At 74.9% G+C, this 21,610-nt stretch carries 21 protein-coding genes; 8 read left to right on the top strand and 13 right to left on the bottom strand.

Annotated features, from left to right (window positions below; translation table 11 throughout):
• Positions 1 to 51: 51 nt before the first annotated feature.
• From hemC to ACIRGB_RS11835, 4 genes are all read right to left on the bottom strand, one after another.
• Positions 52 to 987, bottom strand: coding sequence for a hydroxymethylbilane synthase (gene hemC, locus ACIRGB_RS11850; RefSeq protein WP_403862058.1), 936 nt, complete (start codon positions 985 to 987; stop codon positions 52 to 54).
• An 83-nt stretch (positions 988 to 1,070) separates the two neighbouring features.
• A complete protein-coding gene (locus ACIRGB_RS11845) occupies positions 1,071 to 1,847 on the bottom strand; it encodes an NPP1 family protein (protein WP_403862056.1) in 777 nt (258 codons plus the stop codon).
• 141 nt (positions 1,848 to 1,988) lie between these two features.
• Positions 1,989 to 2,969 carry an ATP-dependent DNA ligase gene (locus ACIRGB_RS11840; protein WP_403862053.1) on the bottom strand — a complete coding sequence of 327 codons (981 nt, stop codon included), beginning with the start codon at positions 2,967 to 2,969 and terminating at the stop codon, positions 1,989 to 1,991.
• A 96-nt stretch (positions 2,970 to 3,065) separates the two neighbouring features.
• On the bottom strand, positions 3,066 to 4,520 hold the full coding sequence (locus tag ACIRGB_RS11835) for an MFS transporter (RefSeq protein WP_403862050.1): 1,455 nt from the start codon (positions 4,518 to 4,520) through the stop codon (positions 3,066 to 3,068).
• A gap of 245 nt (positions 4,521 to 4,765) precedes the next feature.
• On the opposite strand from ACIRGB_RS11835, the gene ACIRGB_RS11830 reads away from it, so the two are divergent.
• The 4 genes from ACIRGB_RS11830 (at position 4,766) to ACIRGB_RS11815 (ending at position 8,893) form a co-directional block, all read left to right on the top strand.
• Complete coding sequence (locus tag ACIRGB_RS11830) at positions 4,766 to 5,422, top strand: TetR/AcrR family transcriptional regulator (RefSeq protein ID WP_403862047.1); 657 nt, start codon at positions 4,766 to 4,768, stop codon at positions 5,420 to 5,422.
• A gap of 192 nt (positions 5,423 to 5,614) precedes the next feature.
• Positions 5,615 to 5,995 carry a DoxX family protein gene (locus ACIRGB_RS11825; RefSeq protein WP_403862044.1) on the top strand — a complete coding sequence of 127 codons (381 nt, stop codon included), beginning with the start codon at positions 5,615 to 5,617 and terminating at the stop codon, positions 5,993 to 5,995.
• Positions 5,992 to 6,459 (top strand): peroxiredoxin, encoded by a 468-nt coding sequence (locus ACIRGB_RS11820; protein WP_403862041.1) that lies wholly within the window; start codon positions 5,992 to 5,994, stop codon positions 6,457 to 6,459. Before ACIRGB_RS11825 ends, ACIRGB_RS11820 begins: the two co-directional genes overlap by 4 nt.
• A gap of 61 nt (positions 6,460 to 6,520) precedes the next feature.
• Entirely contained in the window at positions 6,521 to 8,893 is a 2,373-nt protein-coding gene (locus tag ACIRGB_RS11815; protein ID WP_403862038.1) for a SpoIIE family protein phosphatase, read from the top strand.
• A 9-nt stretch (positions 8,894 to 8,902) separates the two neighbouring features.
• Here the strand turns inward: ACIRGB_RS11815 and ACIRGB_RS11810 are convergent, their stop codons facing one another.
• Together ACIRGB_RS11810 and ACIRGB_RS11805 are read right to left on the bottom strand one after the other, a co-directional pair.
• Positions 8,903 to 9,541 carry a DNA polymerase ligase N-terminal domain-containing protein gene (locus tag ACIRGB_RS11810; protein WP_403862035.1) on the bottom strand — a complete coding sequence of 213 codons (639 nt, stop codon included), beginning with the start codon at positions 9,539 to 9,541 and terminating at the stop codon, positions 8,903 to 8,905.
• A gap of 57 nt (positions 9,542 to 9,598) precedes the next feature.
• Positions 9,599 to 10,429: an aldo/keto reductase gene (locus ACIRGB_RS11805; RefSeq protein WP_403862033.1), complete on the bottom strand. Its 831-nt coding sequence runs from the start codon at positions 10,427 to 10,429 to the stop codon at positions 9,599 to 9,601.
• A 112-nt stretch (positions 10,430 to 10,541) separates the two neighbouring features.
• On the opposite strand from ACIRGB_RS11805, the gene ACIRGB_RS11800 reads away from it, so the two are divergent.
• Entirely contained in the window at positions 10,542 to 11,516 is a 975-nt protein-coding gene (locus tag ACIRGB_RS11800; protein WP_403862030.1) for a TauD/TfdA dioxygenase family protein, read from the top strand.
• 33 nt (positions 11,517 to 11,549) lie between these two features.
• On the opposite strand, the gene ACIRGB_RS11795 is transcribed toward ACIRGB_RS11800, so the two are convergent.
• From ACIRGB_RS11795 to ACIRGB_RS11785, 3 genes are all read right to left on the bottom strand, one after another.
• The gene (locus ACIRGB_RS11795; protein ID WP_403862027.1) at positions 11,550 to 13,052 is read right to left on the bottom strand and encodes a metallophosphoesterase family protein; all 1,503 of its coding nucleotides are present in this window, start codon (positions 13,050 to 13,052) and stop codon (positions 11,550 to 11,552) included.
• 90 nt (positions 13,053 to 13,142) lie between these two features.
• Positions 13,143 to 13,898, bottom strand: a complete 756-nt coding sequence (locus tag ACIRGB_RS11790) for a dienelactone hydrolase family protein (protein ID WP_403862024.1) — start codon at positions 13,896 to 13,898, stop codon at positions 13,143 to 13,145.
• A gap of 51 nt (positions 13,899 to 13,949) precedes the next feature.
• On the bottom strand, positions 13,950 to 14,570 hold the full coding sequence (locus ACIRGB_RS11785; protein ID WP_403862021.1) for an L-threonylcarbamoyladenylate synthase: 621 nt from the start codon (positions 14,568 to 14,570) through the stop codon (positions 13,950 to 13,952).
• A 147-nt stretch (positions 14,571 to 14,717) separates the two neighbouring features.
• On the opposite strand from ACIRGB_RS11785, the gene ACIRGB_RS11780 reads away from it, so the two are divergent.
• Complete coding sequence (locus tag ACIRGB_RS11780; RefSeq protein WP_403862018.1) at positions 14,718 to 16,247, top strand: helix-turn-helix domain-containing protein; 1,530 nt, start codon at positions 14,718 to 14,720, stop codon at positions 16,245 to 16,247.
• Positions 16,248 to 16,366: 119 nt separating this feature from the next.
• On the opposite strand, the gene ACIRGB_RS11775 is transcribed toward ACIRGB_RS11780, so the two are convergent.
• The 4 genes from ACIRGB_RS11775 to ACIRGB_RS11760 all read right to left on the bottom strand — a co-directional run bounded on the left by ACIRGB_RS11775 (position 16,367) and on the right by ACIRGB_RS11760 (position 19,902).
• On the bottom strand, positions 16,367 to 17,407 hold the full coding sequence (locus ACIRGB_RS11775; RefSeq protein ID WP_403862015.1) for an NAD(P)-dependent alcohol dehydrogenase: 1,041 nt from the start codon (positions 17,405 to 17,407) through the stop codon (positions 16,367 to 16,369).
• 45 nt (positions 17,408 to 17,452) lie between these two features.
• Entirely contained in the window at positions 17,453 to 18,244 is a 792-nt protein-coding gene (locus ACIRGB_RS11770) for an SDR family NAD(P)-dependent oxidoreductase (RefSeq protein ID WP_403862012.1), read from the bottom strand.
• A gap of 10 nt (positions 18,245 to 18,254) precedes the next feature.
• Positions 18,255 to 18,923 (bottom strand): TetR/AcrR family transcriptional regulator, encoded by a 669-nt coding sequence (locus tag ACIRGB_RS11765; RefSeq protein WP_403862009.1) that lies wholly within the window; start codon positions 18,921 to 18,923, stop codon positions 18,255 to 18,257.
• Between the two features lie 109 nt (positions 18,924 to 19,032).
• A complete protein-coding gene (locus ACIRGB_RS11760; RefSeq protein WP_403862006.1) occupies positions 19,033 to 19,902 on the bottom strand; it encodes a fructosamine kinase family protein in 870 nt (289 codons plus the stop codon).
• Positions 19,903 to 20,399: 497 nt separating this feature from the next.
• Between ACIRGB_RS11760 and ACIRGB_RS11755 the strand changes: the two genes are divergently transcribed.
• Together ACIRGB_RS11755 and ACIRGB_RS11750 are read left to right on the top strand one after the other, a co-directional pair.
• Positions 20,400 to 20,723 carry a hypothetical protein gene (locus tag ACIRGB_RS11755; RefSeq protein ID WP_030183399.1) on the top strand — a complete coding sequence of 108 codons (324 nt, stop codon included), beginning with the start codon at positions 20,400 to 20,402 and terminating at the stop codon, positions 20,721 to 20,723.
• A gap of 86 nt (positions 20,724 to 20,809) precedes the next feature.
• The gene (locus ACIRGB_RS11750) at positions 20,810 to 21,577 is read left to right on the top strand and encodes a maleylpyruvate isomerase family mycothiol-dependent enzyme (protein WP_403862003.1); all 768 of its coding nucleotides are present in this window, start codon (positions 20,810 to 20,812) and stop codon (positions 21,575 to 21,577) included.
• The last annotated feature ends 33 nt before the right edge of the window (positions 21,578 to 21,610 follow it).

Genomic DNA, 21,610 nt, shown 5'->3' with positions numbered 1-21,610 from the left:
CGGACGGCCGCCCTCGGCGCGCGATGCCGCTCTCAGTGCGCGATGCCGCTCTCAGTGCGCGATGCCGTCGATGATCTCCCGGGCGCCCTGCCGCAGCAGGGCCACCGCGACCGAGGTGCCCAGGGTCGCTGGGTCGAGCCGGCCGGCCCACTCGTGGGCGTTCAGCCGGACCTTGCCGTCCGGGGTGAACACGCAGGCCCGCAGGGAGAGTTCACCGCCGCGGTCCACGCGGGCGTACCCGGCGATCGGGCTGTTGCAGTGCCCCTGGAGGACATGCAGGAACATCCGCTCCGCCGTCGCCTCCCGGTGCGTCGCGGGATGGCCGAGGCCGCTCACCGCGTCGATCAGACCCCGGTCTCCCTCCCGGCACTGCAGGGCGAGGATGCCCGCGCCGATCGGCGGCATCATCGTCTCGGGGGAGAGGACCTCGCTGATCACGTCGCTCCGGCCGATGCGCTCCAGACCGGAGACCGCGAGCAGCAGCGCGTCCGCCTCGCCCGCGGCGAGCTTCGCCAGCCGCCGGTTGGCGTTGCCGCGGAAGGGCACGCACCGCAGGTGCGGGTGGGTGGCGGCCAGCTGGGCCACACGGCGCACCGAGGACGTGCCGACGCGCGTCCCGTCCGGCAGCTCGTCCAGGGTGAGCCCGTCCGGGTGGACCAGCGCGTCCCGCACGTCGTCCCGCTCCAGGAACGCGGCGAACACCGTGCCGGCGGGCAGCGGCCGGTCGGCCGGCACGTCCTTGACGCAGTGCACCGCGAGATCGGCCTCGCCCGACAGCAGGGCGGCGTCGACCTCCTTGGTGAACGCCCCCTTGCCCTCCACCTGCGACAGGTCACCGAGCCACTTGTCGCCGGTGGTCTTCACCGGGACGACCTCGGTGCGCACGCCGGGGTGGAGGGCCGCCAGTTCGGCCCGGACGCGCTCGACCTGAGCCAGCGCCATGGGGGAGTCGCGGGAAACGATGCGGATGAGTTCGGGGGCGGACATGCGGCCACGATAGTGCGCGCGGGGGCGTCCATGGGGCGCGGTTCGCTCGACCGGCCCCACCCTGTGCGTCTTCTCCGTTCGCCTCAGGCGTTCGGGTCGAAGGGGATGCCGGACGGCTTGGCGGCGGCCAGGTGGGAGGCGAAGCTGCCGTCCTTGAGGCCGAAGGTGGCGCTGCCGAAGTCGTAGGCGCTCAGCTTCTCGCGCAGGCCCGCGGGATAGCCGTTCCAGCCCACGAGGGCCGGATATTGCCAGGTGCCCTTGTGGTTCTCAGGCGGCTCGTCGCCCGCGGTCGCCGGGCGGAAGCAGTGGGTGCTGATGCCGTCCTTGTGGTAGACGATCTTCGGATGGGTGCCGTCGAAGCGGACGGCGGAGCGCTCGTACACGCTGAACGAGCCGTGGTGGGACGTCGACACGTAGTGCACGGCGTCGTCCTTCACCCACACCACCACGTGCTCCCAGTCGTGCCGGTGGCCGCCGAGGCTCGTGCCGGGCAGCGCCTGGTCCTTCTCGAAGTAGAGGCCGTACAGGTAGGCGCACCAACCGTTGTCGCACTTGGCGCGCGCATAGCCGTTGGTGTTGTCCAGGTCGGAGGCGTCGCGGCAGTTGCCGTTGAGGGCGCCGGTCGGGTTCAGCCCGCCGTTGACCGCTCCGTCGGCGCCGATGGCCGGGGTGGGATAGCAGCCGTCGGTGTCGTAGTCGTAGGCGGGCTGGTACGCCCGCTCCAGGCCGTCGGCGTTGCCGGGCAGCCCCGGCGGCGGGGCGGCGAACGCGGTGGCGGGGAAGGCCAGGACGAGGGCGAGGGCACCGAGCGGTACGGTGAGCCATCTCCTGCGGGGCGTTCGGGCGGTACGCGGCGGCATCGCGTCCTCCTCGGGCTGGTGCAGCCCAACGGATGTGGGGGAAAGGGGAGTTCAGGTTCCCGTCTTTTTCCTCCCGCGCCAAGGGTGCGCAGGCGTCCCCGCGGTGAAGGCCGGACCAACAGCTGATCCGGCGTCACCCCCTCACACGAGGTCGTCCGGAAGGTCCGCGGCCGACTCCTCGGGCGCCAGGTCCGGGCGGAGCCTGAGCCAGGACGGCTGGCGCAGCATGCCCTCCCGGGTGCGCGTGCTGTAGCGGACCTCGCCGACCAGCCGGGGCACCACCCAGCGCGCCCCCGGCACCCGCGGCACCGGGTCGAAGGGGCACACGTCACTCGCGGCGGCCGCCAGCAGCGCGGCCAGCTCGGCGCGCTCGCCCGCGCTCCACCCGGTGCCCACCCCGCCGACGTAGCGCAGCCGGCCCGCGGCGCGCTGGCCGACCAGGACGGCACCGGGGAGCCCGCCGAGCCGTCCCTTGCCGGGCAGCCAGCCGCCGACCACGACGTCCTCGCTGCGCAGGTTGCGGATCTTGATCCAGGCCCGGGAGCGGACCCCGGGCTCGTACACCGAGTCCAGCCGCTTGCAGACCAGCCCCTCCAGGCCGTGCTCGCGGGTGGCCCGCAGGGCCTGTTCGCCGTGCCCGACCAGCGCGGCCGGGGTCGACCACGACGGCCCGCCGAGACCGAGGTCCGTCAGCCGCTCCCGGCGGCCGGTGTAGGGCAGGCGCAGCAGGGAGCGTCCGGCCAGGTGGAGGGCGTCGAACAGGACCAGGTGGACGGGGGCCTTCGCCGCCCGGTGCGCGGCCCGGCCGGGGGCGTGCGCGAGGCCCATCCGGGACTGGAGCAACTGGAAGTCGGCGCGGCCCCGTTCGTCCAGGGCCAGCACCTCGCCGTCCAGTACGGCGGGGGTCGCGCCGAGCGCGGTGGCGAGCGGCGCCAGCTCCGGGTAGGCGGCGGTGATGTCCTGGCCGGAGCGGGCGCGCAGCAGGACGCTTCCGTCGCCGGGCAGGTAGACCACCACGCGCTGCCCGTCCTGCTTGGTCTCGTAGGCCCAGCGCGCGTCCTGCCCGGCCGGCGGCAGGGCGCCGGGGGTGGCGAGCATCGGAGGGATCAGCGGCAGCTCCACGGGTCAGTACTCGACCCCGCCGGGCGCCGTCACGCCCGCCGCCCGCCAGGTTCGCCTGAACGGCGCCGGTCCCGGGCGGGACCGGCGCCCGCGCGGTCAGCGCACGGAGGCGGGCTCCGTCGCGGTGCCCTCGGCCGGTGCGGGGCCCGCCACGGGGCCGGCCGGACGGTGCCGGGGGAGGAAGGACGCGAGGGCGGCGGCCAGCAGGGCCGCGCCGGCGCCAATGGCCATGACCACCTTGAACGCGTTCTCGGACGGCAGGGCGAAACCGCCCAGGTCGATGGTCAGCTGGGCCAGGATCACCCCGGCGACGGCGCTGGCGACCGAGGTGCCCAGGGACCGCATCAGGGTGTTGAGGCTGTTCGCGGCGGCCGTCTCGTTCGCCGGCACCGCGCCCATGATCAGCGACGGCATGGCGCCGTAGGCGAAGCCGATGCCCGCGCTGATGACGCAGGAGACCAGGACCAGGTGCCAGACCTCGGCCATCAGCACGATGTTCAGTCCGTAGCCCGCCGCCACGATCAGGGCGCCGATCATCAGCGTCACCTTCGGGCCCCTGGACTTGGAGACCTTCGCGGAGACCGGGGCGAACGCCATCATCACCAGACCGGACGGCGCCATCACCAGACCCGTGGTCAGCAGCGAGCGGCCGAGCCCGTAACCGGTGGCCTCAGGCAACTGCAACAGCTGCGGAAGGACCAGGGACATCGCGAACATCGAGAAGCCGATGGCGACGGACGCCAGGTTGGTGAACAGCACCTGGCGGCGGGCGGTGGTGCGCAGGTCCACCAGGGGCTCCGGGGTGTGCAGCTCCCACCGGCCCCAGACCAGCAGGATCACCACGGCCGCCGCGAACAGGCCGAGGGTGGTGGCCGAGGACCAGCCCCAGTCGCCGCCCTTGGAGATGGCCAGCAGCAGGCTCGCGAGACCGGCGGCCATGCCGATGCCGCCGGGCACGTCGAACCGGCCGCCGGTGCGCACCGCCGACTCCGGCACCAGCGTCAGCACCAGCACCAGGGAGACGGCGCCGAGCGCGCCGGAGAGCCAGAACAGCATGTGCCAGTCGAGCTTGTCCGCGATCAGTGCCGCGGCGGGCAGGCCGAGCGCGCCGCCGACCCCGAGGGAGGCGCTCATCACCGCGGTGGCACCGGCCAGCCGCTCGAGGGGCAGTTCGTCGCGCATGATGCTGATGCCGAGCGGGATCACGGCGGCGGACAGGCCCTGAAGGGCGCGTCCGGCGACCATCGGGACCAGCGCGTCGCTCAGTGCGCAGACCGCCGAGCCGGCGATCAGCAGTACCAGGCTGAGCAGCAGCATCCGCCGCTTGCCGAACATGTCGCCGAGCCGGCCGACGACCGGGGTGGCCACCGCGGAGGCGAGCAGCGTGGCGGTCACCGCCCAGGCCGCGTCCGAGGGCGCCGCGTCCAGGAGCCTGGGCAGCTCCGGGATGATCGGGATGACCAGGGTCTGCATCAGCGCGACGACGATCCCGGCCAGGGCCAGTACCGCCACCACGGCGTTCGGCCGCGGTGAGGCGGGGGAAGCGGGCATGGAGGAGCCTTTCGGGCGATGCGTCTTGCGACGGGCGTGGGAAACCGGAGCACGAACGTTTAAGTCAGTCGCTTGAAGTATCGTACGGGGTGGGGAGGGCGAACACCCGTCCGGGCCGGGCGGCGACCCGGTGCCGCCGCGCCGTAGGCTTTCGTGACGACCCGCCGCACGCCGGCGGACCTGCGACGACTCGAGGGACTGGTCGTCGCGGGCGGTGCGGAGCAAGTCCCGGCGCGGTGGTGGTCATGGCGGGCAGGACGGTCCGGACGGAACAGGTCAGCGCGACCCGGCAGCTGATCCTCACCACCGCTGAGCGGCTGTTCGCCGAGCACGGGGTGTACGCGGTCTCCAACCGTCAGGTCAGCGAGGCCGCCGGACAGGGCAACAACGCGGCGGTCGGCTACCACTTCGGCACGAAGACGGACCTGGTCCGGGCCATCGTGCGGCGCCACTCGGAACGCGTCGAGGAACTGCGCGCCCGGCAGCTCGCCGCCCTCGGCGACTCGGCCGACCTGCGCGACTGGGTGGACTGCCTGGTCCGTCCCCAGTTCGACCACCTGGCGGCGCTGGGCAGTCCCACCTGGTACGCGCGGTTCTGCGCCCAGGTCATGACCGACCCCGCGCTGCGGCAGATCATGCTCGAGGAGTCCCGGGCGTCGCTCTCGCTGCGGGCGATCATCGAGGGGCGCAACCGGTGCATGCCCGCGCTGCCGGACGAGGTCCGCGCGGAGCGGGGCGACATGGCCCGCCACCTCATCGTGCACACCGCGGAGGAGCGCGAGCGGGCGCTGGCCGAGAACCGCCCCACGCCGCGGGCCAGCTGGCAGGACGCGGCCGACGGGCTCGTGGACGCGATCGTGGGCATGTGGCTGGCGCCCGTCACGCCCCGGGGCGGGGGATGACGGGCGGGTGGTGAGCCGGTCCGGGCCGGGTGCTTCCGCGCGCGGTCGAGCGTGCGGGAGTGCCTTCCGCGGCCCGCGCCGCCGCGCGTGCGGCCGCATGTCCGGCACCCGCGACCGCCGGACGTGAACCGTTCGCCGCCCGGTCCTTACCGTCGAGTAATATCGCGCGGCAGGCCCCCCTGAGGAGGAACCGTGTCACGGTCCGAACGCTCACCCCTGCTGCTCGCCGGCCTGCTGGCCACCGCGGGCGTCGCCCATTTCGCCCAGCCCCGCCCCTTCGACGCCATCGTGCCGCGCTCCCTGCCGGGCACGCCCCGGGCCTGGACGTACGCCAGCGGCGTCGCCGAACTCGCGCTGGCCGCCGGACTCACCGTGCCGCGCACCCGCCGGGCCGCCGCGCTGACCGCCGCCGCCTTCTTCGCGGGGGTGTTCCCCGCCAACGTCAAGATGGCCTGGGACTGGCGGCACCGCCCCGCCCCGCTGAAGGCCGCCGCCCTCGGACGGCTGCCCGTGCAGGTGCCGCTCGTGCTGTGGGCCCGTGCCGTCGCCCAGGGCAGCGGGAGCCGGTCATGAGCGCGCTCCCCGCCGTGGGCGACACCGTCGAGGACTTCACGCTGCCGGACGAGACCGGCACCCCGCGCCGCCTGTCCGAACTGCTCGCGGACGGCCCGGTCGTCCTGTTCTTCTACCCCGCGGCCCTGACCACCGGCTGCACCGCGGAAGCCTGCCACTTCCGCGACCTCGCCGCCGAGTTCGCCGCGGTCGGCGCCCGGCCCGTCGGCGTCAGCGGCGACCCCGTGGAACGCCAGCAGGAGTTCGCCGGGCGCCACACCCTCGGCATGCCGCTGCTGTCCGACGCCGACGGCACCGTCCGGGAGCGGTTCGGGGTGCGGCGGGGCTTCAGCCTGGCACCCACCAAGCGGGTCACCTTCGTCATCGGGCGGGACCGCACGCTGCTGGAGGTCGTCCGCAGCGAGCTGAGGATGAACACGCACGCCGACCGCGCCCTCGCCGCCCTCCGGGCTCACCGCCAGTGACCGGGCCGCCCGTGCCCCGCCCCGGTTGATAGCGCATCGTCCTGGGATGATCCTGGACGGCATGGAGGATTCCTCCGCCGCGATGATCGTCGACGCCCGCGGACTGGTGGCGGGATGGAGCGACGGCGCGCGGCGGCTCACCGGATACGCGGCCGAGGAGGTGGTGGGACGCCCCGCGCGGGACCTGCTCGCGCGCGACGCGCCCGCCCGCACCCCGGCCCGCGCCGCCCCGTCCGGCACCGGCCCGTCCGGCACCGTCGTGATCCGGCACCGGGACGGCCACCCGGTGAGCCTGCGGCTGACGGTCCGCCCGCTGCCGGGCGCCGACGGCGCACCGGACGGCTACCTGGCGATGGCCTACGCACCCGCCGACCCGGCGCCCGCCTCGGTCGAGGACGCCGTACGGCAGGCCTCCCTGTCCCTGTCCGTCCTCGATCCCCACCTGCGCTTCGTGCACGTCAACGACGCCGCGTGCCGGATGATGGGCAGATCCGCGCAGGAACTGCTCGGCCGCGGCCTGGCCGAGGCGCTGGCCGACTTCGAGGGCGACACGCGGAGCTTCCTGCACCAGCTGCGGGTGGTCGCCGACCGGGGGCGGCCCGTCCAGTACGAGAGCTACGCGCCCGCGCCCGCCGGCGGCTGCCCGCACGCCTGGACCGTGGAGATGTGGCCGGTCCTCGACGCCTCCGGCACGCTCACCGCCGTCGCGATGGCGGCGCTGGAGAGCACCGAACAGCACCGGGCCCGGGAGCGGCTGGCCCTGCTGAACGCGGCCGGCGCGGTCGGCAGCACCCTCGACGTGGTCCGTACCGCCGAGGAACTGGTCGAACTCCTCGTGCCCCGGTTCGCCGGTTTCGCCAGCGTCGACCTGCTCGACTGGGTGCTCGGCACCGACGAACCCCTCGCCGCGCCGCCCGAGACCGGCGCCCTGCGCCGGGTGGCCCACGCCTCCGCCACCGAGGGCTTCCCCACCCCCGCCGTGCACCTCGGCGGGCACGAGGTCCACCCCTCCGACAGCCCACCCGCCCGGGCCGTGCAGGAGGGCCGCGTCGTCCTCAGCGGCCCCGGCGACCCGGAGTTCGACCGGTGGCTGCGCACCCGTGCGGCCGAGGCCCCGCACAACCGCCCGTTCCGCGAAGCCGTCTGCTCGACCCTGGCCGTGCCGCTGCGCGCCCGCGGCACCACCCTGGGCGTCGCCCTCGCCGCCCGGACCGCGCCCCGGGAGCCGTACGCTGCCGAGGACGCCGTACTGGCCGAGGAACTGGTCTCCCGGGCCGCCGTCTCCGTGGACAACGCCCGCCGTTTCGCGCGCGAGCGCTCCACCGCCCTGGCGATCCAGCACAGCCTGCTCCCCAAGGGCCTGCCCGGACAGGCCGCGGTCGAGGTGGCCCACCGCTACCTGCCCTCCGCGTCCGCGGCGGGCATCGGCGGCGACTGGTTCGACGTCATCCCGCTCTCCGGCACCCGTGTCGGCCTCGTCGTCGGCGACGTCGTGGGCCACGGCATCCCGTCCACGGCGACCATGGGCCGCCTGTGCACGGCCGTACGCACCCTCGCCGACGTCGATCTGCCCCCCGACGAGCTCCTCACCCACCTCGACGACCTCGTCACCCACCTCGCGGCCGGCGACGCGTACGACGGTGGCGAGGCGGAGATCGCGGAACTGGGCGCCACCTGCCTGTACGCCGTCTACGACCCCGTGTCCCGCCGACTGGCCCTGGCCGCCGCCGGTCACCCCGCGCCCGCCCTCCTCCTCCCCGACGGCACCACCCGGCTCGTCGCCATGACCGCCGGGCCGCCGCTCGGCGTCGGCGGACTGCCCTTCGAGGCGACGGAGCTGGAACTGCCGGAAGGCTCCGTCGTCGCGCTCTACACCGACGGGCTGGTCGAGGACCGCGACCGGGACGTCGACCACGCCACCGAGGAGCTGCGCCGGGCGCTGGCCGCGCCCGCCACCTCGCTCGACGCGCTGTGCGACGGCGTGCTCAAGGCCGTGCTGCCCGAGGAGCCCGGTGACGACGTGGCGCTGCTGCTGGCCCGCACCCGGGCGCTGGGCGAGGACCGGGTGCGTACCTGGGACGTCCGCCCCGACCCGTCCGGCGTCGCGGCCGCCCGGCGGTCCGTCGGCGAGCAGCTGACGGCGTGGGGGCTGGACGACACGGCCTTCGTCACCGAACTCGTCGTCAGTGAACTGGTCACCAACGCGATCCGGTACGGCGAGCCGCCCATCCGGTTGCGCCTCATCCGCCACACCGCCCTGATCTGCGAGGTCTCCGACGCCAGCTCCACCTCGCCCCACCTGCGCCGCGCCCACGCCTTCGACGAGGGCGGGCGGGGACTGCTCCTGGTCGCCCAGCTCACCCAGCGCTGGGGCAGCCGCCAGACGGACACCGGAAAGACCATCTGGGCCGAACAGCCACTGCCCGTGGACTGAACCGCCCCTCTACCCTCGGCCGTCCTCCGCCGCCACCCGCGCCAGCGTGCGGCCGGTGCGCGCGGACCGGGCCCGCCGGGGGTCCGGGGTGCCGTGCCCGCGTCCGCCGCCGGCCGTCTTCACCAGCAGCCACGCCGCGTCCTCACCGCCGCCGCCCTCACCGCCGCGGAACCGGGTCAGCGCGTACTCGCCGCGCAGCTTCGCGCCGTGCAGCCGGAACCTGGCGTGTCCGTGCGCCAGCGACTCGGCGAAGTCGACCGGCCGTCCCCGGCGGTCGTGGCTCAGCGGCTCGTAGGTGCCGTGATCCCACACGATGACCGTGCCGCCCCCGTACTCACCCGCCGGGATCACGCCCTCGAACTCCTCGTACTCCAGCGGGTGGTCCTCCGTCGGCACCGCGAGCCGCTTGTCGCGCGGGTCGGCCGACGGCCCCTTCGGCACCGACCAGGACTTCAGCACGTCGGCCACCTGGAGCCGGAAGTCGAAGTGCAGGGTGCTCGCGTCATGGATCTGCACGACGAAGCGCGGCGCCCCGCCGCTCCCGCGGGCCGCGCCCTCGCCGGACGCGCCCGGTCCCGCGGGCTCCCGGGTCCGGCCGAAGTCCCGTTTGCCGTGGTAGTCCCGCAGCCCGTCGCCCTCGCCGTCCACCTGCCGCTCCTTTCAGGGAGATCCCCGCACCTCGCCGACCCGGGCCGGGTACCCCGCTCAGAACTCCTCGTGCACCTCCGGGTCGCCGCCGATCCGCCGGTGCGCGCGGTCCGCCACCGCGCGCAGCTGGCCGGCGTCCAGCTCGAAGCCGAAGACGTCCAGGTTCGCCCGCTGCCGCGCCGGGTCGGCGGACTTCGGGATGGGCACCGCGCCCAGCTGGGTGTGCCAGCGCAGGACCGCCTGGGCGGGCGTCACCCCGTGCGCCTCGGCGATCGCGGCGACGGCGGGATCGTCCAGCAGGTCGCTGCCCCGGCCCAGCGGGCTCCAGCTCTCCGTCCGGATGCCCTTGCGCTCGTGGAAGGCGCGCAGCTCGTCCTGCGGGAAGAGCGGGTGCAGCTCGATCTGGTTGACGGACGGCAGGACACCCGTCTCCTTCTCCAGCCGCTCGATGTGCTCCGCCGTGAAGTTGGAGACGCCCACCGAACGCACGAGACCCTCCTCGCGCAGCTTGACCATGGCCTTCCAGGAGTCGACGTACTTGTCCACGCGCGGCAGCGGCCAGTGGATCAGGTACAGGTCGACGTACTCCAGCCCGAGGCGGGCGCGGGACTCCTCGAACGAGGCGAGCGTCTCCTCGTAGCCGTGGTGCCGGCCGGGCAGCTTGGTCGTCACCACGATCTCCTCGCGGGGGAGACCGGCAGAGGCGACACCGCGGCCGACGCCGGTCTCGTTGCGGTAGTTCGTCGCCGTGTCGATCAGGCGGTACCCCGCCCGGAGGGCCTCGCGGACCGCCCGCTCGGCCTCGTCGTCCGTCATCGGCCAGGTGCCCAGGCCCAGGGCGGGGAGCGTGCTGCCGTCGTTGAGCGTGTACGCCGGGATGCTGATCACGGTGGGACCTTCCCTCGACTGTGCGCGGCGGTGTGCCGCCCGTCCAGCCTCGCCCACGCGAGGACCGGTGATCAACCGGACGGCGCGGCGGAGGGTCTGCCACGATCTCGGCATGACGACGGACAGCGCGAAGGACACGGCAACGGACAGCACGACGGGAATCGAGGTGGCGCCCGCCGCCGGGTACATCGGCGCCGAGATCCGCGGCGTCGACCTCGCGGCGGGCCTCGACGCCGCACAGGTCGCCGCGGTGCGGGCGGCCGTACTGCGCTGGAAGGTGGTGTTCTTCCGCGACCAGCGCCTCGACCACGCCGGACACGTCGCGTTCGCCCGCCTCTTCGGCGAACCGGTCGTCCTGCCCCGGCGCGGCAAGGCGTCACCGGCCGGCTTCCCGGAGGTGGAGACCACCGCCGACCGGCTGGAGCTGGGCGGACGGTTCGGGATGGAGCACGAGGAGTGGCTGCGCCGTCGGCGCCACACGCTGCTGCGCGGCTGGCACTGCGACCACGGCGCCCGCGTCGACCCGCCGGCGGCGACGATCCTGCGCGCCGAGACGGTGCCCCCCTACGGCGGCGACACCACCTGGGCGAACCTCGCCGCCGCCTACGCCGGGCTCTCCGCCCCGCTGCGCGCCTTCGTGGACACGCTGCGCGCCGAACACCGCCTCGGCGTCGGCTACCAGCCCCGGCCCGGCGACGACGCCTACGTCCGGCACCTGCTGGACCACCAGACCGCGACCGTGCACCCGCTGGTCCGGGTCCACCCGGAGACGGGGGAGCGGGTGCTGTTCGTCAACGGCTACTACGTCGAGCAGATCACCGGGCTCTCCCGCCCCGAGAGCGGGGCGATCCTGGAACTCCTCGTCGAGCAGGCCACCCGCCCCGAGTACACCGTCCGCTTCCGCTGGGAGCCCGGCAGCGTCGCCTTCTGGGACAACCGCGCCACCATCCACCTCGCCCCCGGCGACCACGCCCACCTCGACCACCCCAGGACCATGCACCGGGTGATGCTCACCGGCGACGTACCGGTGGGGGTCGACGGCACCCCGTCCGAGCCGCTCGTCGGCAGCGAGGCGGGCCGCTGGTGAGACGGGGTCCCGGAGCGGCGGGCCGGGCGCCGCTCACACCAGCGGGATCGTCACTTCGTCCTCGACCGGCGGGTCCTCCTCTTGCGCCCGGTTGCCGGTGGCGGCGTAACAGCGCAGCTTGACCGCCTCCGGCGTCACGTCCAGGCGCAGGAAGCACTTGAAGAAGGGCGGGCTGTAGGTCGCCGAACCCGGCGAGAACACCGACGTGTAGATCTTGCGCACCGGCAGCCGGAACCGCTTGCGGCGCTCGGGCCTGCGCGCGGTGCCGAGCAGCCCGGCCACCAGCCGGGTGCGCCGGGTGACCCGTGCCCCGTCACCCGCGGCGCGGCCGGTGCGGATGCCGAGGCGTTCGGCGATCACGGCCGTCGCCTCGGCCTCCGTCAGGGTGAAGAAGCGGCGCAGCCGCAGCCGGCGGCCGTACAACGCGCTGTAGAAGGCGAGCGAGTCGCCGCGCAGCGGATAGGAGCGGAAGTCGTCCTCGGTGACACCGGCCACCGAGACGCGCGGGATGGTGTGGGTGGCGTGCATGAACGCACCGCCGCCGCCCGCCACGACGTACTGCACGGTGCGGCCGTCCACGTCGACCGGATAGCGCTGGTAGTTGTGGATGTCACCGCCGATCGCCGCGACGTAGCGGTGGGCCGGGTCGCGCACGATGTCGTCGACGGTGCCGCCGCCCTCGATGGGGCACGGGTGGTGCTCGCCGTCCACGTACAGGGGCGAGCCGGTGATCAGGATCTTCGGCCGGTCTCCCGCCGACACCTCGCGCAGCCAGGCGCCCTGCTCGGCGTCGACCGTGCCCAGCAGCCCCGTGTCGATGCCGACGATCCGCACCGGACCGGCGTCGACGGCCCAGTACGGTCCGGGCTGGACGGCCTGCTGGGCGGGGTCCGGGCGCAGTGTGCGCGCCTCGTCCAGGTGCCGGCCGTCGTCCGGGCGCGGCCGGTGCCACAGCAGGGACCGCAGCCACGCCGGGGTGAACGGGCGCGGCCGTGGTTCCGGCGGCAGGGGCGGGGCGTCGTCGCAGAAGACGCGCATGAAGGCGCCGAGGTCCTCGTACCAGTCGTGGTTGCCCGGTATCGCGTAGATGGGCGCCAGGTAGTCGCGGTAGGGACGGAAGAATTTCGTGCCGTAGTCGTCGGCGCTGCCCACCGGGTAGATCACATCGCTCGCGAGGACCGCGAACCGGGTGTCCCGGCCCGCCTTCAACAGCCCCGGCACGACCGCGTACTGGGGGTCGTCGCCCTCGCCCGTGTCGCCGATGACGAGGAAGGAGAACCGGTCGGGGTCGTCGCGCCGGATCACCTTGTCGGCCGGTGCTCCGGCCGCCGCGCGCCGGGCCACCCAGCGGGAGCGGGTGCGGCCCGTGGGGTCACCGAACCAGGAGGCCAGCACGCCGTTGCGGGCGGCCCACAGCGTACTCGGGTTCAGCCAGGACAGCTTCTCGGGGCGCCCGGGCATGAGCGCCCGGTAGGCGCCGGGCTCGGCGGAGCCCCAGCCGGCGCCTTCGGCGGAATCGCGTGAGGAGTTGGACACCCGGGCACGGTAACAACGCCCGGACCGGGGGCCGGAGAGGGGGAGGTCCGCCAACTCCGGCCCGCCGGTGACCGTTTCGCGCGACCGGGGTCAGAACGTCCGCTTCAGCAGGTCGAGCAGCGCGTCCCAGTGCCGTTCCGCCGCCTGCTCGTCGTACGCGGAGGTGTCGGCCTGGGTGTAGCCGTGGAGCGCGCCCGCGTAGACCTCGCAGCGGTGGGTCACGCCCGCCGCGGTCAGGGCCGCCTCCAGCCGCTCCTGCTGCTCGGCGGGCATGCCCGGGTCCCGGTCCGCGTGGGCGAAGTACGCCTCGGCGGTGAGGTCGCCGGCCACCAGGTGCGGGCTGCGCGGACCGTCCGTCGCCAGGTTCCCGCCGTGGAACCCGGCGACCGCGGCGACCCGGTCGGGGTAGGTGCCGGCGGTGCGCAGGGCGAGCCCGGCGCCCATGCAGTAGCCGGTCACCGCGACCGGCCCGTCTGCCGCCTGCGGCGCCCGGGCCAGCCACTCCAGGTAGGCGCGCGCGTCCCGCATCGCCCGGTCCGGGGTCAACGCCTTCCTGAACGGGTCGAGCCGCCGGAAGATCTCCGGCCGCTCCTGCGGGCCGATGAACCCGGGCAGCTTCACGACGGGCGCCCGTCCGCCGCGGTAGAAGACGTTCGGCACCAGGACGGTGTACCCGGCGGCGGCCAGCCGATCCGCCATGGCGCGCAGGGACGGGCGCAGCCCGAAGGCGTCCATGTACAGCAGGACCGCGGGACGCGGTCCCCCGTCGGCCGGGTGGGTCAGATAGGCGTCGGCGGTGCCGTCGCCGGTGGGGATGTCGACGGCGGTTCCCGCGGTGGCGGTCATGGTGTGGCTTGCCTCTCTCTCGGCGGGTGCGGTCGGGCGGCGCACGCCTCGCTACTCGAACCGGGTCGTGTCGCCCGCACCCCGCCGCACGATCTCCGCCTCGCCGCCGGAGAAGTCGACGACCGTGGTCGGCTCGGTGCCGCAGTCCCCGGAGTCGACGACCGCGTCCAGTACGTGGTCGAGCCGGTCCTTGATCTCCCAGCCCTGGGTCATCGGCTCCTCCTCGTCGGGCAGCAACAGCGTGCTGGACAGCAGCGGTTCGCCGAGCTCGGTGAGCAGGGCCTGGGCGACGACGTGGTCGGGGATGCGCACGCCCACGGTCTTCTTCTTGGGGTGCTGGAGCGCGCGCGGCACCTCCCGCGTCGCGGGCAGGATGAAGGTGTAACTGCCGGGCGTCGACGCCTTGATCGCCCGGAACACGTCGTTGTCGATCTGCACGAACTGCCCGAGCTGCGCGAAGTCCTGGCAGACGAGGGTGAAGTGGTGCCGGTTGTCCAGCCGGCGGATCGACCGGATGCGGTCGATGCCGTCGCGGCTGCCCAGCCGGCAGCCCAGCGCGTAGCAGGAGTCCGTCGGGTACGCGATCAGCGCGCCGGACCGGACGCTGTCGGCGACCTGGGCGATGCTGCGCGGCTGCGGGTTGTCGGGGTGCACGTCGAAGTACTTCGCCATTCACCGAGCTTATGCCCGCTCGCCCGCCCCGCCCGACAGGCCCGGCCCGCTCCCGCCGCCGACGCCGGAGGGGGACCCGCGCACAGAGCCATGGGGTAACGTCCCCGACCTGGGCCGGGGACCGGGCGAGACGAGGAGAAGGCCGACGTGGCGGGCCGAGAGGACGGCGGACGGCAGCGGATGTCCGGGGTTGGTGAGCACGCGGGATGGGCGCGGGAACTGCTCGAGCACCTGCGCCCGGCCGGACGCGACCTGAACCGGGTCGTGGCCTGGCTCGCGGGCACCGCGCACGCGACCGTCGCGCTGCGGGACGGCACCGGCCGGCTGCTGGCCGGCACCCGCGTCCCGCTGGACGAGGCCCTGGTCGTCGACGTCACCTCGGGCCGGATCGCGTCCGCCGCGCTGGAGGACCGGGGCCGCCATCTGCGGCTCGTGCGGGTGGAGCGGTCCGGGCCGGCGCCCGCCGCCGTCCTCGTGGTGGCCCGCTCCCGGCCCTTCGACCGGCGCGTCTCCGACATCGTCACGCACGCCGCCCAGGTCCTGGAACTGCTGCTGGCCGGCCACGAGTCGGCCGCGGCCGGACACCGGCTGCGGCGGGCCACCTCCGACCTGCGCCTGGCCATCCTGCAACTGCTGATGGTGGAGGACACCGTCTCGGCCCGCCGCGTGGCCGCCGGACTCTGGCCCGGGCTCCTCGACACCGACACGGCGTGTGTGTACGTCGTGGAGAGCAGCCCCGCCGAACGGGACCGGCTCGCCGAGGAGTGCCTGTCGGCGACGGGGGAGCGGGCACTGGTCGTGCGGTGCCCGGCGGTGGACGGGCACGTCATCGTGCTCGCCCCGCGCGACGCCGCCGGGCAGGAGCTGTGCTCGCTGGTCGCCCGCCGCCCCGGTGTGTACGTCGGCGGCAGCGCCCGGCAGGGCCTCGCCCGCACCGCGGCCGCCTACGGACAGGCCGTCAGCGCCCTGGCCGTGGCCCGGTTCCGCCCGCAGAAGGCGGCCCTGTACGCCGAGCGGACCCGCCCCGAGCGGCTGATGGACCCGGCGCGGCTGCACGACTGGACGGCCGAGGTGCTGAGGCCGCTGGACGGCCTGCCGCACCACACGCGCGCCGAGCTGCTCGCCACCACCCGGCTCGGCCTGGAGTTCACCGCCGTCAACACGGCGAAGGTCCTCGGCGTCAGCCGCAACACGGTCCGCGCCCGCATGGACCGGGTCGAGTCGCTGCTGCGCACGGACTTCGCCGACCTGACCGTCCGGGCCGCCGTCCACCTGGCCCTGAACGCACAGGAGGGCCTCGCCGAACCCCCGCCCGGCGCCGGCGCACGGGCCGGTGCCGCCCGGCTCACCGACCTGCTGTCCGGGCCCGCGCTGCGCACCTGGGCCGTCGACCTGCTCGGCCGCCTCGACCCGGACGGCCGGGACCTGCGGGGCAGCCTGCGCACCTGGATCGCCGCGGGCGGCAACGCCGAGCGCGCCGCCCAGCAGCTCGGCGTGCACGCGCAGACCGTGCGCGAGCACGTCCGCAGTGCCGAGCCGGTCCTCGAACGGCAGCTGCTCGCGGCCGGCTGCGACCTGTACGAGGTCGTGCTGGCCCACCTGGCCGCCGGTGACCTCGGCCCGCCGGTCCTGCCCGGGACGAAACCGGGCCATCCGGACTCACCTGTGCACGAGTGAGTCCCGAGGGCCCGGCAGCGGGCACCGGCACGATTCACAACGGCGGCCCCGTCCACGTAGGTTCGACGCGACGGGGGGCACGACCGGAACGGGGGACCGGTCGCGCCCCCTCGGTCCGGTCAGCCGTGGGGCAGGATCACCGCGCGGCCGTTGACCTTCCCCTCGTGGAGGCGCTCGTAGGCGAGCGGGGCGTCGTCCAGGGAGTACGTCTCGGTGTGCACCGACACGGCACCCGAGCGGGCCAGGTTCAGCACCTCGATCAGCTCGCTGCGGCTGCCCCAGTACGGGGCGTTGACCGACACCTCGAACGGCAGCATGCCGAACCCGACGGGCAGCGAGCCGCCGCCGATGCCGACCAGGGTGACATCGCCCTCGACGGCGGCGACGGCTCCGGCGGTCTTGACCGTGGGCGCCACGCCGACGAAGTCGAAGACGGCCTCGGCACCGAGGCCGCCGGTGATCTCGCGCACCGCGTCGGCGGCCTTCGCGTCCGACAGCACCGCCTCGTGCGCGCCCACCGCGCGGGCGAGGCGCAGCTTCTCCTCGCTGACGTCCAGGGCGACGACCCGGGCGGAGGTCAGGGCGCGCAGCAGCTGGATGGCGACGTGGCCGAGACCACCGGTGCCGATGACCACCGCGGTCGAGCCGGGGACCAGCTTGGGCAGCGACCGCTTGATCGCGTGGTACGGCGTCAGTCCGGCGTCGGTGAGCGGCACCGCCGCGACCGGGTCGAGCCCGTCCAGCGGGACCAGGTGCCGGGGGTCGTCGACGAGCAGGTACTCGGCCATGGAGCCGGGGCGCCCGAGTCCCGGCGGGCGGATGCCCAGCTCGTCGGCGCGCAGGCAGTAGTTCTCCTTGCCCTCCGCGCACTTGGCGCAGGTGCCGCAGCCCCAGGGCCCGTACACGGCGACCGCGTCGCCCTCGGCGAGCCCGGTCACCCCGGCGCCGAGCGCGGCCACGGTGCCGACGCCCTCGTGGCCGAGGGTGAGCGGCAGCTCGTACGGGAAGCCCTCGGCGGGCCAGCTCATCACCGCGATGTCGGAGTGGCAGACCCCGGCCGCGGTCACCTTCAACAGCACCTGGCCGGGGCCCGGTTCCGGGTCCGGGACGGTGACGACCTCGGGGGCGGCCCCGATGGTGCGGTACTGCAGTGCCTTCATGATCGAACTCCTTTGTTCTCCCCCCGGGACGGGTGTGAGCGCCGGTCAGACGGCGGTGTAGGCGCCGTCGACCAGGTGGTAGCTGCCGGCGACGAAGGACGCGCGGTCCGACAGCAGGAAGGCGATCAGCTCGGCGACCTCCTCGGCGTGTCCGAGGCGACCGGCCGGGTGCAGGGCCACCAGGCCGTTGTAGGCGGCCTCGTCCATGGACTTCAGCAGCGGGGTGTCGATGAAGCCCGGGCCGACCGCGTTGATCCGGATGCCCCGGGCGGCGTACTCGGCGGCGGCCGCCTTGGTCAGCCCGACCACACCGTGCTTCGCGGCGACGTAGGCGGGGGAGCCGGCGAAGCCGACCGAGCCGAGGATGGAGGCGACGTTGACGATGGCGCCGCCCTTGCCGGCCGCCTCGATGGCGGGCAGTTCGTAGCGCAGCGAGTAGAAGACGCCGTCGAGGTTGGTGTGTACGACGCGCTGGTAGGCCGCCACGTCGTACTCGCCGGTCGGGGCGCTGGGGCCGCCGATGCCGGCGTTGTTGACGGCGAGGTCCAGCGAGCCGTACGTGTCGACGGTGAAGGCGACGGCCGCCTCGACGGACTCCGGACGGGTGACGTCCAGCTCGACGGCGGCGGCCTCGACGCCCTCGGCCCGCAGCTCGGCGGCGGCCTGCTCGGCGCCCTCGGCGTTGTAGTCGGCGATGACGACCCGGGCGCCGCCTGCGCCGAGCCGGCGGGCGGTGGCCAGGCCGATGCCGGAGGCGGCGCCGGTGACGAGGGCGGTCCGTCCGGCGAACTCGGCGGCGTACTCGGTGGTGGCGGGAGTGGTGGGGGAGGTGCTCATGGTGCTGTTCTCACTCTTCGGTGGTGGTGCTGTCGGGGGTCGCGGCCGCGGCCTCCGAGGTCAGGGCGTCGTAGGCCCGCTCCACGAGGGCGGCGAGGTCTGCGGCTCCCGAGTCCCCCTCGCCGCCGCGCGCCCACAGGCGCAGGGCGGCGATCAGGACTCCGGCGGCGGCGTCGACGACGGCGGCCGGGCGCACGTCCCGGGCGTCGTCGCTGCCGAGCCGGGCGGCGACGATGCGGATCGACTCCTCCTGGGCGTCGACCCGGATGCGCTGGTAGGCGGCGAACAGCTCGGGCTCGGTGTCGGCCAGGGCCAGCAGGCGGCGCATCCGCGGACGCACGTGCCACGCCGGGTCCTCCCGGTCGGCCAGCCAGGCCCGCACGGCCCTGCGATAGGCCAGCAGGGGCGGCTCCTCGGCGGGGCGGGAGCGCAGCAGCGCGTTGATCCGGTCGCCGTCCCGGCGGACGAAGTCGAGCGCCGCGTCCTCCTTCCCGGCGAAGTGCCGGCTGAAGGTGCGGCGCGTGACGTCCGCGCGCTCGGCGATCGCCTCCACCGTGGTCGCCGCCGGCCCGCGCTCCAGGATGAGGTCGCAGGCGGCGGTGGCCAGCGCGTCGCGGGTCCGGCGCGCCTTGCGCTGCCGCCGGTCCCCGGTGGCGGGGGAGGGCTTCGTTGCCGTCATGCCTTCGAGCGTACACCTGTAAATGTCCCAGTGGGACACATGACGCGGTGAGACACGTGACGCGACGGGACATCAGACCGAGGTGGCCGGCCGGACCGCCGGGCCCGGTTCATCCCAGGTGCCGCAGCGCCGTCCGGGCCGCCGCGAGGGCCTGCTCGGCGTAACCGCGGCCGAACAGCACGGCGTGCACGAGCAGCGGGAAGAGCTGGTGCACGCCGACGCGGTCGGTCCAGCCGTCGGCGAGCGGCGCGGTCTCCTCGTAACCGGCCAGGACCCGCTCCAGGTGCGGACAGCCGAAGAGGCGCAGCATCGCCAGGTCGGTCTCCCGGTGCCCGCCGTGCGCGGCCGGGTCGATCAGGTGGACGTGCCCGTCGGCGCCCCACAGCACGTTGCCGTCCCACAGGTCACCGTGCAGCCGGGCCGGCGGCTCCGCGGGCCCCGCCAGCTCCGGCAGCCGCTCGCAGACCCGCTCGACGTCGGCCGCCTCCGCCGCCCGGACGGTGCCGGCGTCGACCGCGAGGCGCAGATACGGCAGCACGCGGTGCGCGGCGTACCAGCGGGGCCAGTCGTCCCCGGTGACGTTGCGCATCGGGGCCCGCCCGATGTACGCCTCCTCGGGCCCGCCGGGCGGCGCCGCCCCGAACGCCGGTGCCCCGGCGGCGTGCAGCCCGGCCAGGTCCCGCCCGAACCGCACCGCGGCCCCGGCACTCGCCGGCCCCCGCACCACCCGGTCGGTGACCAGCCCGCGCTCGTCCACGCCGTGCACCGCGGGAATCCGCACCGTCCCCGCCCCGGCCAGCCAGCGCAGCCCCGCGGCCTCGGCCCGCGCCGCACCGGGGGCGTCCGCGAACTTGACCACCACCGTGCGCCCGTCGTCGAGACGGACCTCGGTGAGCCCCCCGGACAACGGCCGCTCACCGACCACCGCCCGCCCGGTGAACCGCGCAGCAACGACCGAGGACGAACTGACGGCACCCATACCCACGAGCCTAGGCCCCCACGGCACCGGAAGCGGGCCCGCGGAACGGCAGGCGTGGTGGTGGCGGCCGGGCTCGGGTTGACGCGCGGGGCGTTGTCACCGCCGGGGCGGGCGGGTGCCGCCGGCCGGCCGGGGTGGTGCCGGTCCCCGGTCAGGCCGATGCCGTGGCCGACCGGGGCCTGCCGCACCCGAGCCGGGCTCACGTCGCGCACGACGGGGACCGCGCGGCAGTGGAAGGGGGCCTGGGGGGCCGGGCGTTGTGACCGCCGGACCGGGCGGGTGCCGCCGGTCGGCCGGGGCGTGCCGGTTGCGGTCAGGGTGATCCCGTGGTGACCGGAGCCGCCGCAGCCGGGTCGGGGCCGCGTCGCGGCCGAGCGAGAGGCGCCCGCCTCGGCTGGTCGGATTGTGGGGCGCGGTGTGGTGGGGCTGCCGCCGACCCGGTGAAATCCGTGTGGTGCGCCGATCGGGCAGCCCGGGTGCGGGGGAGCAATGGGATTATGACCAGTTCAGCGTTTCATCGCACCATCGTCCTGCCTGCCTCCGTGTGCCAGCAGGCCGCGCACCACCTCGAGCAGGCGGTGCACAAGGCCATCGACGGTGCCGCCACGCCGTGGCGCGCCTTCCGTGGGGCCGACGGCGACGACTTCGCGTTCTCCGTGCCGGTCGTCGAGCAGGCCGCGGGCTGCCTGCTGGTGCTGGCCGCCGAGAGCGCCCAGAGTCTGCGGCCCTCCGCGCTGCGCGCCCTGATCACCGTCGCCCTGCACCTGCGGGACGCCGCCGAGGCGGTCCGCCGCCCCGCGGTCCCCAGTCCGGCGTGGTGAGCGCGGACCGCGCGCGAGGGCGCGGGGACGCGGCGGGCGGGGAAAACACCGTGCCCCCGATCTGAACCTGTGTTTGGCTCGCCACCATGGAGTTCACCCGCTTCCTCGACTGCCTCGCGTCCGACCACGACCGGCTGCGGGGTGTCGTCGAGACCGACCCCCACGCCCCGGTGCCCACCTGCCCCGGCTGGACCGTCGCCGACCTGACCCGGCACGTCGGCGAGGTCTACCTGCACAAGGCCGCCGCCATGCGCGACGGGGCCGAGCCCGAGCCCTGGCCGCCGAAGGAGTTCGCCGATCAGGAGCCGACGGCGCTGCTCGACCGGGGCTACACCGCGCTGCGCGCCGAGTTCGCCACCCGCGCCCCCGAGGACCCGGCCGGCACCTGGTACGGCCCGGACCAGAGCGTCGGCTTCTGGATCCGGCGGATGGCTCAGGAGACCGTCGTCCACCGCATCGACGCCGAACTCGCCACCGGGCGGCCCGTCACCCCCGTACCGGACGACCTCGCCGTGGACGGCGTCGACGAACTGCTCAAGGTCTTCGCCGCGTACGCCGTCGCCGAGTGGGGCGACTACTTCACCGAGATCCTGGACGACTCCCCGGGCCGTACGTTCCTGGTGCGGGCGGGCGACGACGCGGCATGGCGGGTGCGGACCGGCCCGGGGGAGTTCACCGTCACGGACGGCGCGGGCGACGGCACGGCCGACGCGACGCTGAGCGGCTCCCCGGAGGGCGTGCTGCGGTCGCTGTGGAACCGGGCGGGCGCCGACGGGGACCATGGCGTCACCGTCGAAGGCGACGCCCGGGCCCTGGCGGAGCTGCGGCGCTGCCTCGTCGTGGCGACCCAGTGAGCGGACGTACGGCATCCGGCGGCGCCCCGGGCG

It is taken from the genome of Streptomyces sp. NPDC102490, assembly GCF_044765285.1.
GTDB lineage: Bacteria > Actinomycetota > Actinomycetes > Streptomycetales > Streptomycetaceae > Streptomyces.
Note: the sequence above shows the minus strand (reverse complement) of the source record. Positions and strands in the feature narration are given on the sequence as shown.